Raw genomic sequence first — 15421 nt, 5'->3', positions numbered from 1 at the left:
GCTGATGCCCGCAGAGAGCCGCGTAAGGCAGGGACGGATAATCTTGCAACACGTCTCCTTTGGCTTGGGTGGAATGGGACGAATGGTGGACTTTCCGCAACGGCCTGAGGGCCGGCGTCAGTGAGGCTCGCGGCCGTTCTTCGCGGAGAATCCAGTGACCAAAAAAGTATCTCCTATTCTCGGTCGGGCGATTTGCATCGGCTAGATAGACTATCGTCCGGACCAGAGGTTGGCGTCAGGACAGAGTCTGACGTGGGTCTCCTTCGCGAAAAACGCTGGCGCGTCTGCAGGGGGAGATCAGCTTAAGCAATGACTTAAGCGCGACGACGCCTATCCCAATCTCATCACGTGTGTGTACCGGGCCCCTCCAAGATCCGACGCATGAAGATTAGTGATTCCAAGCCATTCGATCAGCTTGCAGCGCACCTTGAATACATAAAAATCCGAGTGATCCAAATCGAAGAAAGGCCAGCCTTCGAGCCCGCATGGGCGGTTTGTCTCACCGACTTTCGGAATCGAGAAGAAGCATTGCTGATCCTGGTTGTCCGATTTGCGACCTGCTGTCAGGGCCAGAACACGTCCGGCTAGCAGATAGCCTTGTAATTCAACGTTCTCGGGTTGGCATAAGCTTTGTATGGCAGGACTTAGTGAGGACAGCCGCTCGAAGGACTCCCAAGTGTGACGAGGATATCAGATGCCGGTGTGCGTGGGCCGCAACTTCGGGATCCTCAACGTCGGCAGCACCTGGCCCGGCGCTCCTGCGGGATGTTGCCAGCAAGGTTGAGCACGTCGAAATCGAGTTTGCTCCATGACGAGCCAGTGATCCCGATCTCTGTATGCGGGCCATCAACCGCATACTTACAGAAAGTGAGGTGGCGCGCTGGTGCAGACCTAGCTGCTCTCGCCGGTCGGGAGCTGCGGACGAGCACCGAACCTATCGGTGGCGCTGACGCCTGCCGTTTCTGAAGGGACTGGGCAAGACTCTGACAATGCATCGTTCGGCAGCGGTCCCGGCTCGAGGCAGCGGATACTCCTTTCCTAAAGCAGAGATGATAGGGCCGGCGAATTAAACCGGCCAGCGGTGTTGTATGGATAAACGAGTGAAAAAAGAAGTGCTGGACTTCCAGCACAAGCGCACGACACCGTTGGATTATCATCAGCTCGTTATCGAGTTTGCTGAACTTGCGAAGCTCGCATGGCCAATGGTGCTGACGCAGCTTGGGCAAGTCGTGATGATGACGACCGATCTCGCGCTGATAGGAGGCCTCGGTCCCGAGGCGCTTGCTGCGGCAGCACTGGGTGTCGTGATCTTCCTCATCGGTTTCACACTCGGCGTCGGTTTGCTGGCCCCGATCGCGCCGCTGGCAGCGCAGGCGTTCGGAGCGAAAAACCTGGCCGCGCTCAGACGCACGGTGCGCATGGGACTTTGGGCGGCCCTGCTGCTATCGCTTCCGATCATTGCCTTTGCGCTAAACGGAGAACGAGCACTCCTCACTTTCGGTCAAGCGCCCGAGGTGGCGCGCCTCGCGCAGCAATACCTGCTCGGACTAGCCTTTGGCGTGGTGCCGGCCCTGGGTTTTCACGGGTTTCGCAACTTCATGGCTGCGGTCCACCGGCCGCAGCCGGTTTTGTGGATTACGATTGGGTCCATTCCTCTCAATGCGCTCATGGCTTATTTGCTCATCTATGGGAAGCTTGGCCTGCCGCCACTTGGGCTTTTCGGGGCCGGCCTTGCGAGCAGCTTCGTGAACTTTACGATGTTCTTGGTCGTGTTGTGGTTCGCAACAATGCGCTCCCCTTTCCGCGACTATCACGTGCTGGCGCGTCTGCGGCAATTCGATTGGCCGTTCATGAAGCGTTTAATCGCGATGGGAATTCCGGTCTCATTCATTGTTTTGCTGCAAGGCGGACTGTTTTTGGCCGCGGGGCTCCTGGCCGGCCTCGTCAGCATTAGAGCGCTTACTGCCCATCAGATCGCCCTTCAGGTCGACACGGTCCTATTCGTGGTTCCAGTAGGCATAAGCACGGCGGCGGCCGTGCGCGTCGGTCACGCCGTAGGTCGCCAGGACGGTCCGGGCGTCAAAAGAGCTGGGATCATTGCTATACTCCTTGGCATTATGGCTGCTGCGGTACTGACTATCGCGGTTGTCGCCGTACGGTTTGAAATCGTCGGCCTGTTTGTGGACGATACGACTGAGGGTGCCGACGCGACGACAGACTTGGCGGCCAACCTCCTTTTGGTCGGCGCGAGCTTCTTTATCAGTGATGCCGCTCAGCACATTGCGGCGGGCGGCTTGCGTGGACTGAAGGACACTCGCATCCCGCTTCTTTTCGCCTGCGTAGCTAATTGGTTAATCGGCTTCACCCTTAGTTACGTGCTCGGTTTGAAGATTGGACTTGGTGCGATTGGTATCTGGATTGGTTTGTCAGTTGGGACGACCATCTATGCGTCTTTTCTCGTGACGCGTTTCCTGCTGCTGGCGAGCCGGTTTGCTCCGCGGTGTCCCGCAACCTCGTAAGTCAGGCATATGGTCAAGCAGAATTCCCAGAACCAGCAACGGGTTTTGGCTTCTCCGCTACCCAAAAGACCCTCCGGTTCGAAATATGATTCTGGTTTCTGACAATCTTGTCGTGCGAGCCTAGTTTCGTGCACGCGGAACGGTCCTTGTTCAGTGACATTCGATATCAATCGGGCAGCGGCACATTGAGCACCGAGGCATGGACTCGCCGAGATTAGTTTGACCGATCGGTCGGTATGCCTCGGCAAGCGCGCGCGCGCCTCGTCGCCTTTCGGTTGGAGGACTTTGATCCCTCGCGGTCACACCATCTGCTTTGTTCCGGAGCCGGTCACCCGTAGCGGGTGCACTTTCGCTTTCTCTTGGGGCCCAGTCGGTCCGGCGTCGCCAAGGTACGCCTGCCGTGCAACGAGCGCCTTCGTCTGTACGCGCCGAAGTTATTCTTGCCTTGCATATTCACCAAACACATGCGCCCGCTGTACGGCTGCCGTCGCAGCCGGTCAGATCTGCGCATAGCTCAGCAGGGGTCCGAGAGTGAAAGGGCAGTGCCTTCGAGGTGACGGGTTCATAGCCGCGAGAGAGTCTCGCCGGCGCCCGTTCTCGGAGATTAGCGATGTCCAAACGGCATCCTCGCAGCGGGACCGGGCAGAACCGGGCAGGCCTTTATGACGAAATTACCGATAAGATCATTGCCGAGCTCGAGGCCGGCCGAGTTCCATGGGTGCAGCCTTGGGGGACAGCGGCGGCAAAGGCCCCGCTTGCCATGCCGAACAATGCCTCGACCAAGCGGCACTACAGCGGCATCAATGTCCTGATCCTTTGGGGCGCGGTCATCGAGCGTGGCTTCGCTGGTCAGAGCTGGCTCACCTTCCGCCAGGCGCTCTCGCTCGGCGGTCATGTGCGAAAGGGCGAGCGTGGTACGACAGTGCTTTATGCTGACCGCTTCGTACCGAATGATGAAAAGCGCCGAGCTGCAGAGACCGGTGAGGAAGCGCTGTCGATTCCCTTCTTGAAGCGTTTTACAGTCTTTAATGCGGATCAGTGCGACGGCCTGCCTTCGGAAATCGCGGCTACTGCGCCTCCTCGGCAGCAGGGAATGATCGAGCCAGCTGTCGAAGCCCTGATCAAGTCGACTGGCATTGAGTTCCGCATGGGCGGTGATCGTGCCTTCTATGTGCCGACAGAAGACTATGTGCAGGTGCCGCCGCCGCAGGCCTACTTCGAGCCGATCAATTGGCATCGCACGGCGCTCCACGAGCTTGGCCACGCAAGCGGTCATTCTTCACGGCTCAACCGCGATCTCAGTGGCTCTTTTGGCACCAGGAAGTACGCGTTTGAGGAGTTGATAGCGGAGCTGTCCGCCGCGTTCTCCTGTGCCTCGCTCGGAATCGTTCCGACAGTACGGCATGCCGACTACGTCGCCTCCTGGTTGGAAGTTCTGCGGGAGGACAATCGCGCGATCGTTCGTGCCGCAAGCCAGGCTAGCAAGGCCGCGGACTATATCCTCGGCTATTTGCCCGATGCGGTGATCGCCGAGACGATGGAGGGAGCTGAGGCCCCCTGAACCGCTTGTCTCAGGCTTCTCATGCAGAGCAAGAAGGATTGCCAGATATCTGCGACGGGTCGGAAGCCGAAAGAGGTCCTCGGCCGCCCGTCGTGGAGAAACGAACAGCTCAATGAACGACTCAATCGTCTTCGCGCGACATTCCTTCAAACTGGTGTTGAGCCGGTCAGGCTTGAATGAATGCGGGGTAAAATCGAGCAACTCACATTGCTTAACGTGCCAATGCCGAAATCTCTCAAACGTTCGACGGGCCTGAAAGCCATTTAGGTTCTCGCGGCGCCACCTTCCTGGATTGCGGCCGATCATAAGATCAAAACATTGAGCTGACAGGAAAGCTAGTCCGATAGAGGCCGCGACATGCGTTCCACTCCACGCGCTACGCTCGCATTTTGATCAAGAAGTCGTTGACCTGCCCCCTCCAACGAACTCAGATTGTTGCTCAGCTTTTGGACGTTGTCCACGACCTGGGCGGCCGATGAGCCAGAGGCGCGCGACGCATCGTTGAATACGTCTATATCTCGGGATGCCTCGCCCGTATCCGACCCTTCCTTCCCTCCGCCGACGGGACGTGACTGAACTGTTCGTAGGCCAGTTCTGATACATCGCATTCTTTGGGGCAGGCGGTCACACCATCGACGATCAAGTGGCGGTCACTTTAAAGCAGCCTCGCGGCCCGCGATGCGCATGATCCAGTCGGTGCCCCTTCTAAAAATCGGTTGCCCGCCCATTCCGTCGCACAACAGGTACTATTCGATAGCCACGCTACTTCAGTTCACGGAACCAGCCGGACCCGGTTGGACCTGCTTGCTGGAGCTCGCAGGATAGAGTTGGTACGCAATGCGCGTATGCGCGACAATGCAAATGCAGCCTACTTGCGATCTTAGAGAAGAGGCCGCCAAATGGCGGCCCATGAAAGTCAGATTTCGCGCTAGGTCAAAAAATTCACATGAAAAAACCAGCCCCGGGTAAAACAGATAGCGATGCAAAACAGATCTGCGGTGCGAAAAAGCTACGACATTTTGCCGACGGACAGCAATATCATTTGTTCTGCGCCTACCGACACAGACAGGGGCTGGAGCGAAGCCTCCCGGTCAGGAAGGGATAGCGGCGGTGTTCAAAACCGCTTGCGACCTGGCAGGAACACCCAATCCCAATCCCGACGCTCTCTGAATGTCGTACCCTTGACGAGAGTTTGATCAGGATTCGGTCGGCGGATCAGAAACTCTATGGGAGCAGCAATGGTCATGCGCGCTGTGTAAAGGGCCGCCTCGCACGAGCATGATCAGTCCGCGGCCAGGACAGAGGATCGGAAGTTAAAGGTCAACTTTTTGTACTAACGGGGCGTGCTCATAGATGTCGCTTCGTTCTAATACGACCGTCATTGTGCAGCCGCAGCAAATGTCATGATTGGCCGAAAGCAGATAACTCCTCTTCAAGGCGCAGCTTTGGTACAGGACCTTACCCGTCTCTGGGACTGGTGACATGGATGAAGTGCACCAGCTCAGCACGGGCGTCGAACTCAAGATCTGCTAAAACCATGATGACAGCTTCCGCACCGCTGCTTGCACGCCGTATGTGTCACGTGTCGCGGTGTATCTTGGTGCCAGCCCTTGCCCGGGGGCGCAGAAGCAGACGGATACGGTGAATAGTGGCACTACGTCCGCCCCTACCGCAATAGCCGATCAAACGTGTATCCCCCTTCCTCCCAGAGCTATGATACCTGCAATCATTGCTGGCGAGGCAGCAATTGGCCAGATGATGGTTGAGCCCCGCACGCCCGAACGGGATGAGATAAGCGCGACATTATAAACAATGGGTAAGAAAAATTGCCGCTGCTGAAATTGGTGGGACCCGCCCGAGGCCGTCAATGCGGCGATGACTAAGAAGCTCATCGCCGGGCCGAGCCAACCGAAGACCAGAATGCGTCTCAAGTCGGGCATCCTCGTCAGCATCTTCAGCAATCTCGCCTGCGTTGATTACGAACAGTAAAGTTATGCCAACTCCGCGACGGGCGTTTTCGGCGGATTCGGCGAGAGTTGTTGTCGGGTTGATGTCCGCTTCTGCCCGTAACCGCCAAACCGGAGTTGGCCATGATGAGCGTTGCGATCGGTCGAACTTCTATGATTCAAACTGATGCGCAATGAATCCGCCGATTATGAATTGGCTGCCATCAAGCCGGTGCGACCGAGTAAGCCGCTGGCGTTCCCCTGGTGAACCTAACGAAACGAAACTCCGCGACATACAATTCGGTGCGCGAGGTCGGTCGGGAGAATGGGACAGAGCCGTCCAGAACATCGCCGACGTCCTGGTGTATTTTGAAGGAGCACTCACGCGTCGCGTTTCAGACAACGTGTCTGGATCTGAACCACGCGAGATTATCACGAACAAAATGGCGAGATTTTCTTCAGTCCCGTCGCACTGACGGCGCGAGCCGCGCCGCCTCACGACTGGTACGGCGCTTGCTTAACGAGAGACGGAGCCACGTCTTCATTGCTCGCGGTCAAATACATTCGCCTATGATGACCCAAGGGCATCGATTCTTCAAGGAGGGACTGAAAACATGTCCGGTATTGCTGCTGCGTTTCTATGCTCCTCAAGCAATTCACGGGCAACGGTTTATGATCAGCTTAAGCACATGGTTCCGAAACTTGCCCTTCGTGGGCAGGCGGGAATCGGCGTCGCAACTTTTATGCATAAGGAGGGTGTTCGCTACGCTAGCGCGCTTCAGACATCGTGCGATTCGGTGCTCATCGAGAACGGTGAAGACGATCCGAATTTTATACCCCATGTTGCAATCGCTCATATCCATAGCAAACGCCGCGGGATCAGCGGTGGCGACCTTCAGCCAATTCATATAAATGCGGGCACTAGCCGCCATTTGTCAATTTCTATGGATGGAGCTTTGGTCAACGGCGGAGAACTCAGGGGAGAATTGCTCGCGCAGGGCCGTAGGTTAAGCGGCAACACAGACGCTGAGCTCTTGCTGAAGTGGATTGAATGCTCTTGTCAAAGAGACTTCTGGCGGCACGGCCTACCCGTCAACTACGAAAAAATCTTTCGGGAGATTGATGGGCGGTTTGATGGCGCAATTAGCGCCCTTATTCTAGACGGAGAGGGGAATCTCATTGCGTATCGTAATCGACGTGGTTTGCGACCACTGGAAGCAATGCAAACGGTTGACGGGTGCTTGCTCTTTGCTTCGGAAAATTGTGCCTTTTCCGGCCTAGAGGGTAAGAACGAACGGATCTTGCCGGGGCACATCAAGTTTGTAGACGGGAAAACGGGGCATTGCGTTGAAGGTCCCGTGAGCAACCGGCGATACAAAGCCAAACTCTGCGCCTACGAAACTCTCTACTTAGGAAATCCGAACACATCGATCGAAGGCCAATCACATCTCGAAACCCGTTACAACATCGGGTTCGCCCTTGGTGGCATTGTTGCGAAGCGACTGCAAAAAGAACCGAGCTCGGCACCCATTATTGTTTCCTCCATGCCGCATACTGGGGGGCCGTACGCCGACGGCCTGTTTGCATCTCTTGCCGACTACGGCGTGTTCGCCCAGCGTCAGGAAGTCGCCGCAACAAAAACTCTTCAGCGAACTCTCATTGGCACATTCAGCGACCGAAGGTCTCGCATTGCTCAAAAGTACCGCGCCTTGGGAAATAGCCTTGCGAATAGCACGATAATAATGGTCGATGAGGCCCTCATTCGTGGGGACACGAGCGAGGCTGTCACGAGTATGCTGCTTACGGCGGGAGCCAAGGCCGTACATTGGGTGTTTGGATCGCCCCCTATAGTGGCTCCGAACTACTACGGCATGGGTATCGATACGCTAGATGAATTGGCATTTTGGCGGATATGGAAAGAATTGTCGCCCGAACAGCGCAAGCAGGCACTTCGCTTCCACAGAATGGAGCTGCAAGTTCTCCAGACCATCGAAAGTAGCATTGCGGCATCTATCAACGCAGCCACGATAACATATCTGCCTTTCCTGCTCCTAAGATCTTTGCTGCCCCGGACGCAAAGCGGCTTCGATTTGTCCCCGTTTACGTTCGAGATGCCAACCCCTGCAGGCCAAAAGCGGGCCGAGAGAAGCTTGCGCGAATTAATGGCCGATGTTCGATGCTCCGAATCGCCCCCCTCTTGTGATCAGACGATGAAAGCCGTTCTGAGTCTTTGATTGTCGGCTCAAGGATGCGCAGCACGGCGTGGTCCGAGGCGATCGAGAACTGAGAAATGACGAGACCGACGCTTGGCGGCAGCCCAGGTTCTTGGCTTAAATCAATCTGGGATTATCGCGGCGCGGTCCAGGCCGACAAAGCGACATCGGCTCCGTTCATGAAAGGCGCGATGTCTGTGGATGTGCTTCTGCGAAGGCGGCTCATCCGGCAACTCCATGTGAGACGATGCTTGCTTCCAAATAGCATGCAACGCTCGTTGTCAATCTATCGCATTTTACCTCAGTTTCTTGGATCGCCCTCACTGCATGACAGCGCTTTACAAGCGAACCTCGCGCGCCTTGAGGTGAAATCGCATAGCACACTTCACCCTGCCATACGTAGGGGCCCTTTGGGGCGGTAGACCAATCCGTATCTTTTTATCTTTGTCGCGCCATGGATGCCCGGCTGACATTTCAATGTTGAGAGCCTGACAACGTGTCGCGGCCCATTGCAGTGCGTCGACCGGCATGCGTGCGTGTTTCTTTCACGTTGCGCAAGGAAGAAGATATTTTACACGTGGCACGCCGATTGCTGGAATGTTAAAGGGCTGCCAACTGCAAGCTGGTCGTAGCGGCAGGTCCCAAGGGAGCAGGCGGCAGTGGAGAGCGAGCTTATGTTTTCCGAGTTTGAAAACCAGTCAATTATCCAGGAAGTCAAGAGGCTCAGTCTTCCGCACTCTCGGATCAAATACCTTGCCCGGCTAGCTATGCACAAGCCGGAGAGGATGTGATTCTGGAAGGAATATTTGCTGCGAGACTCTGCAAGAGCCAAAGGTCCTGGGAAAGTGCTTTCTACGTCGAGATCGGCGCCAATCACCCCATCTCTACCTCGAGTGCCTATCTTATGTACCAGAAAGGCGCGCGTGGTGTTCTGGTCGCACCCAATCCTGAATTGGGGGCACTGATCCGAAGGGCGTGACCGAGAACGTTCTCATTCCGGCAGTTGTCTTGCCTGCTCCGCAGGCGTTCGCCACGCTCTTCATCGGAAGCGCCCATAAGCGTTCCTCTGTGGATGAAGCACATGTCAAAAGTTTCGGCGACTTCGATGGCTTGGGAGGTATACGCGACCGCATCGAAGTGAGCGCTGTCGGCATCAACGATGCTATTGATCCCCTATGCAGCCAAAATCGACTTTTTATCGATCGATTGCGAAGGACTGGATCACGATCTGATCAAAGCCAACGACTGCGAGCGGATCAGACCCGCTGTCATTCAGTGCGAGCCGAGTGAGCACTTTCTTGAGGGCAACAGGGCACGGATCATCAATCTGATGGAATGTAGGTCTTACCGGCTTACTGCAATGACAGACATCAACGTCATCTTCGAGCGAGTGACTTGATGCAGCTGTATCGCCAAACCCCAACACCTCCCGGATAGTGTCGCCGCAACATCCGACTCGTCGGGCATTATGCGCGGACAGCCGATCAGAAGGTTTCGCAGTTTCGGCTGATGCATGCTCGGCCTTCTTGCGGGGCGATTGCTGGATTAGGCGAAGCAGGATCGCGCTGGCGGCGACCATGGTCAAAGAGGAGCGCTCTTGAACCATGCGCAGCCGGTACTTGGGCCTCGAATGCCCCGTATGCATTCGGCTTGATCGCGCCAGCCCTGGCGGCCATGATCTCCCTTTGTAGACCGGATAACGATTTGGGTTCGATAATGGGGCGTGAACGCCCGGATGGACCCTTCCTCCCGACCTTTGATCTGCGCGCTGTTCGATTGCCATTTCAGGGCGACGTCCCGCATAATCGTCGTCTTCGCCCGCGGGTGTTGAGTGGACCAAGCACCCGTCCAGTGTGTGTCGATGCCTGATGTGGAGCGCCTATTACCGAGCTCCTCAGGCACAGATCTGAGGCGGTCGGGGAACGTCGGCTGCGGCAAAGCCGCTGCTGGGATCTTGTGAGCGCCAAGCCAAATGGGCGAACTAGTCGACAACGAGCAACAGGCGCAATCGGCTGCCATCGTATGAAGAGAGCTCGATGCCAGCGGAGTTGATGAGGGCGGTCCGAAGAGGATCGCACGAACTGCGCGCGATCACAGCTAGCCCGTCTGACTTCCATTTATCTGCTGGCGTCAGCTTGTGGACAGCTAAGCTGTCTAAGGGGGGATAAGGTCGAATGACCTGCAAGCAACGCAACACGTATGATCCAAAGGAGCAGGGTCGCTATGTACGGTCGAATTAACGATTGGTCCGGTAGTTCCTCGTATGAAAACTACCATGCTGAACACTCAGATTCCGAAAACCAAGACTTTTCGGATGCATTCTCTCGGATGCGATTGGAGGATGCAGCTGGTAGCTCATCTTCGCGTTATTCTCTCTCTTCAAGTCCGCCTGTGGTCGAGATTGACAGAACGACATTCAGGACAGAAGTGAGGAACTTTCATGGCGAGGAAATCAACCGAATCGCCGACAATCCACACGAGTACTCCCAATTCGTATCGGATAGAGCCAGGCGCACATCGGAGGTTGCCAAGGAGTATAGTATCAGAAGAGACTCCGATGATGCCAAATATTACAGCTACCAATTGGGAAATAGGAGCGTAGGGCTCCAAAGAACGGAGGCCGGATTCAGCATGACTGACTTCGAAAGCAACAGTTGGCGAGAACAGTTCCCAGGGGCAGATAGGGTCACCTCAATTGTCGATTTCCAGGTTGCTCATCCGCTGGTCACGAACGCTGGCGATATTCTGCTCGAGCATCAAATTCGGCAAGACGGCGAACGGCCTTTGGTGAACTGGCGTCCTGCCAATCCGGAAGCGAAAGCCCGGGCACAGAGCATGGGGTTCGTTGAAGTCGATAAGGACGACATGGTGCTCGATGCAGCCAGGTCCGGAAAGTGGAGAATCAACGACGACGGTAAATGGCAGCGTGCAACTAGTTCTCAGCGTTATCTATCTAAAGTGGTTGAAAGTGATGATGAGGTTGCACAATCGTCTGATTCGGATGGTGACTTCATGTAACGCGGATCTGCAACCACTCTTTCGAGATGGTCGGCTTACAGTCGAGGGTTGAGCCGAGCGAAACCGATCACCTCGACTGAATGAGGTGCACTTTAAAGACAGCAACGCGGTGCTTATGAGCTGCGGGCGATGAATACGTCAACAAAGCCCCGGCTTCAGGTCGGGGCTTTTCATTAGCACCTGGAAAGGAAGAATCATTCGCGCGGCAGGCGGCATTATGGCGGTTGCTCCAGGAGTGCTGTGCGTCAATGTTCAAAATCAGAGCGGTTATGATTTCTCGGTTTGATGAGGTAATCTGATGGCTACGAGCGTCTTCGGTCGCTTCGGTTGAACACACCAAAAAGATGTCACCGATATCGTACTAGTGGGTAACGCTACGAAAACTTCACGTCCAGCGCAGGCATTTTAAGGCGGACGGCACTAGATGCTGCCTGCTACTGGCGCGATTCAGGCATTGCGATTAGGACCGTTTGGCTGGGCGGCTGGTAGTGTCCTACTGTGTAACGGTTGCCCGCCTCAGCAAGCACGATCGACAGCTCGAGGTGGCCGCGCAGCATAGGATTGTTGGCAGCCATTGCGGGAGCTCGCCGATATAACGCTCGTGCCTCACGGTGGCGCCCCTCGTCATCGAGTACAACCCCCGTTCGCGCATTCAACACGGGCAGGACTGCGGGGACTGACAAGTAGAACTTGTCAAGCACCTCAAGTGCCTCATCCGAGCGCTTGTGAGCCAGCAGGGCTCAGGAGAGGGAGCGCAAGCACGGCGCCTCGTTGCTGCTTCAGCGTTTCGCTCAAAGTCTCCCGGCTATCACCGGCTGGAGAGCGGAAGCAATGCGTTCGTGCATAGCAGGATCGACCTCGTTGCTGCCTAGTGGATCTGGAGCGGGCATTTGTTGCGGTAAAAAAGCGGTCTTAGGCGAACCTCTGAGTAGCAGAAAGGTAAGTGTAGCAAGGATGGCTGAGTACATCGTCGAACCAAAGGAGAACGATTCGCCGTCCGACTTAACTCATGCAACTTAAACTACGATTTCGCGACCACCTGCTGTGCTTTGTTAGCTGGCTGCGGCGATCGGGTCACGACGCTCTCCTGAGGGGGTGTTATGTTTTGAAGCTTCGAGCTTGACCGATCCAATCGGCTGGACCGTAAAATCCGGAGCGAGATCTTGATACGACAGGACAGGCAGGTCGATGCCGTTGCGGATCAGAAAGCCCCGGAGGAAACGCCGGATATCCATTGAACCCAGAATGACGGGTTGGTTCTGACCACGTGCAACGCTCGAATTGATCTTGCGGAACTGCGAAAGCAACATCTCGCTCTCGCGATCCTCCAAAACCAGATAAGGCCCCACAGCGGTGTCGCGCACTGCACCGCGCACGAGATCCTCGGTTTGACGCTCAACAATAAAGGCGGCCACCACACGGTGGGCGTTGGCATAGCGATGACAGATCTGCCGCTTCAGACCGGAGCGAACATATTCGGTGAGCAGGACGACATTTTGTTCGCGCTCGCTCCATTCCGCCAGCGCCTCAAGGACTAGACGAGTGTTGCGAATGGGGATTCCCTCGTCCAGTAAGCGGCGCAGGACATCGGCGATCCGAGGCACCGGGGTCGTGCGCAGCACCTCCTTCACAAGATCGGCATATTCCTGCTCCATGCGGCCGAGCAATTGTCGGGTCTCCTGAATGCCCACCAGGCGCTGTGCATAGCGGGTGAGGGTCGACTGCACGCGCAAGGCGATCACCTCGCTCGCACGGTGATGCCCTATTCCGGCTGCTCTAAGAGCCGGCGCATGACCTTGTTCAATCCAGACCCGATTTGTCTCTAAGTCTTTGCGAAAAGGGATACCGCTTAATTCAATGTTCGCGACGTCATCGTTGAGCAGGAGTTGTATCGGGTCAACAAAATCTCGCCCGACAGGTACTCCCTCAACATCTACCCTGAACTCCGATTCCGCTAAGTGCTTGTCGGCTTGGACGGGAATGCGGGGAATTGTGATACCAAGATCAGATGAGACGAGTGCCGAAATCTGCCCGATAGACTGCTCGAGTTCCTCCTTATTGATCCCATGTGAGAGATTTGGTGCGAGGAATAGCGCGATCGGCAGTGCCTCTGTAGGGACGGCTTGCTTTGGAGCCTGTAGTGGAGCTGGAGGCGAACCGGTGGTACTAACGCCTGCCTTGGCCGCGGCCTGCTCGCCGGCTACACCAACATTGACAAAGCTTGCTGCACCGAAGAGCGCGGCAAGCATGATGAACGGAGGCAAAGGGAAGCCCGGCACGAGCCCCATCACAATCAAGACGCCAGCGGCCAACCGGAGCGCTTGTGTGCTGGCCGTCAGTTGGCTGACGATATCGGCACCGAGCTTCAACTTGGAAGGACCATTGACGCGGGTGACAATGGTTGCTGCTGTAATTGATAGCAGCAGAGCCGGAATCTGCGAAATTAGCGCGTCACCGATGGTTAAGATCGTATATTGATGGAGTGCCTCCTCAAGGGGCATGCCCTTGGAGAGCAAGCCGATTGTAATGCCGCCCAGCATGTTAATGCCGATGACTATGAGCCCGGCAATAGCGTCGCCCTTCACGAATTTCATAGCGCCGTCCATGGCACCGTGAAGTTGGCTTTCTTGCTCCAGTGCGGCCCGCCGGCGGCGAGCTTCGTGCTGATCGATGTGCCCGTTGCGCAGTTCCGCGTCGATTGCCATTTGCTTGCCGGGCAGCGCGTCGAGCGTGAAACGCGCCGACACTTCTGCGACCCGTTCGGCGCCCTTGGCGAGAACCATGAACTGCACCATGGTCACAATTAGGAATATGACCAATCCGACAGCGATATTGCCTGATATGACGAAGTCGCCGAACGTATGAATGATGCTGCCGGCATCGCCCTCAGCGAGGATCAACCGCGTCGTTGCGACTGTAAGAGCCAGACGAAAGACGGTGGAGATAAGGATGACACCCGGCAAGGACGAAAAATCAAGTGGCGTCTTGAGATGAAGTGCTACCATCAGCAGCAGTACGGCAAAACCGAGGTTGAACCCGATCAGCATGTCGATTACCACGATCGGGATCGGCATGATCATCATTCCGATCGCCAGAAGAAGCATCAAGGCGACCATCAAATCCGGGTTAGCCGGCGCGCGCACAATGAGAGTACGTAGTATGTTGGCCATGAGAAGCCGACTATCGTTTGTTTGGAGCTGCGCTGCTCCGCAATGAAACATAGGTCTTGAAGATTGCTCGAGCCTCGGCCATGCGACCGGCGTTACGCAGCGCGTGGCTGCGCAAGACCATCAAAGGCAGACGCGAAGACGGCTGATCGTCAAGTTTGTCTAGCCTATCCAAAGCAGCAAGTGCTTCGTCACCCTGACCCTCAGAGATGAGAGCGTAGACCAGAATGCGGAGTAGCTCGACGTCCTGAGAATGTTCGTGAGCTACTATTCGCAAGAGAGCCAGGCTCTGTGCGCTCTGACCGCATGCAAGATGGACATAGGAAAGCGCGCAGAGCAAATCACGCTCGGTCCTAGAGATTGGCAAGACCTCACCGGCGTTTGCAACTGGCGGCGGTGGTGTGAGGTGTTGCTCTCCGTCAAGCTTGGCCATCGCTAGCCTTTGATCAAGCCGTTGTGATTCTGCTGGAGCAGGAGTAGCCGCCCCAACTCCAGCTGCAAAATCTCGATGTCTTCCCTTGGCACCGAGCCATCTGCCGCGGCCGATAGCGTATCCGCCAAACGCTCCAGAAGAACGCCCTGCTTCTCTGGGCGCAGAACATCCGAGTGACGTAGGCGGGGCGCGACGAAGGAGAGCAGGTTGTTCGCGAGATTGGGGCCGTTAAAGCAGGCAATTTCTGGACCTGGCTCGATCTCACTGATCCGGGTGCCCGCCTGATTGACATTGGTGCGTGAAACCGGATCGACTGAGTTAAGCTGCAGCGCTGTCTCAATCGTAGCGCCAACAGCCACATCTTGCTGGTCCGTATCCCGCAAAATAGTGTGGCTTCTCCCGCCATTTGCATGCGATAGCTCGATTTCGCTGGCCTCGGCTTTAGGAGTGGTTAGCGTGGTGGCAGGTGTCTGATTGTCAACGTTCGCCCCCTGGAACGAGGCCCAAGGCTCTACCAATTGCTGGGGCAGCCTAGTCATGACACTTTCCTTCTTCGCCGCGGCT

8 protein-coding genes are annotated in these 15421 nt (G+C 56.2%); 4 read left to right on the top strand and 4 right to left on the bottom strand.

Annotation, left to right across the window (positions count from 1 at the left end):
* Window positions 1–1100 precede the first annotated feature (1100 nt).
* Both QA645_RS40645 and QA645_RS40640 read left to right on the top strand, forming a co-directional pair.
* Window positions 1101–2519 carry an MATE family efflux transporter gene (locus tag QA645_RS40645; protein WP_283046598.1) on the top strand — a complete coding sequence of 473 codons (1419 nt, stop codon included), beginning with the start codon at window positions 1101–1103 and terminating at the stop codon, window positions 2517–2519.
* A gap of 610 nt (window positions 2520–3129) precedes the next feature.
* The gene (locus tag QA645_RS40640) at window positions 3130–4080 is read left to right on the top strand and encodes a zincin-like metallopeptidase domain-containing protein (RefSeq protein ID WP_283046597.1); all 951 of its coding nucleotides are present in this window, start codon (window positions 3130–3132) and stop codon (window positions 4078–4080) included.
* Between the two features lie 1682 nt (window positions 4081–5762).
* On the opposite strand, the gene QA645_RS40635 is transcribed toward QA645_RS40640, so the two are convergent.
* On the bottom strand, window positions 5763–6011 hold the full coding sequence (locus tag QA645_RS40635; RefSeq protein WP_283046596.1) for a hypothetical protein: 249 nt from the start codon (window positions 6009–6011) through the stop codon (window positions 5763–5765).
* A gap of 629 nt (window positions 6012–6640) precedes the next feature.
* Here QA645_RS40635 and QA645_RS40630 point away from each other — a divergent pair.
* Window positions 6641–8260, top strand: coding sequence for a hypothetical protein (locus tag QA645_RS40630; RefSeq protein ID WP_283046595.1), 1620 nt, complete (start codon window positions 6641–6643; stop codon window positions 8258–8260).
* 1174 nt (window positions 8261–9434) lie between these two features.
* Here QA645_RS40630 and QA645_RS40625 read toward each other — a convergent pair.
* On the bottom strand, window positions 9435–9824 hold the full coding sequence (locus QA645_RS40625) for a hypothetical protein (protein WP_283046594.1): 390 nt from the start codon (window positions 9822–9824) through the stop codon (window positions 9435–9437).
* A 1046-nt stretch (window positions 9825–10870) separates the two neighbouring features.
* Between QA645_RS40625 and QA645_RS40620 the strand changes: the two genes are divergently transcribed.
* Window positions 10871–11257, top strand: coding sequence for a hypothetical protein (locus tag QA645_RS40620; RefSeq protein ID WP_283046593.1), 387 nt, complete (start codon window positions 10871–10873; stop codon window positions 11255–11257).
* 1052 nt (window positions 11258–12309) lie between these two features.
* Here QA645_RS40620 and sctV read toward each other — a convergent pair.
* Both sctV and QA645_RS40610 read right to left on the bottom strand, forming a co-directional pair.
* Complete coding sequence (sctV, locus tag QA645_RS40615) at window positions 12310–14427, bottom strand: type III secretion system export apparatus subunit SctV (RefSeq protein ID WP_283046592.1); 2118 nt, start codon at window positions 14425–14427, stop codon at window positions 12310–12312.
* A gap of 432 nt (window positions 14428–14859) precedes the next feature.
* On the bottom strand, window positions 14860–15396 hold the full coding sequence (locus tag QA645_RS40610) for a hypothetical protein (RefSeq protein ID WP_283046591.1): 537 nt from the start codon (window positions 15394–15396) through the stop codon (window positions 14860–14862).
* Window positions 15397–15421 lie beyond the last annotated feature (25 nt).

This window comes from Bradyrhizobium sp. CIAT3101, assembly GCF_029714945.1.
Classification (GTDB): domain Bacteria; phylum Pseudomonadota; class Alphaproteobacteria; order Rhizobiales; family Xanthobacteraceae; genus Bradyrhizobium.
This window is presented reverse-complemented; position numbering and strand designations above follow the sequence as displayed.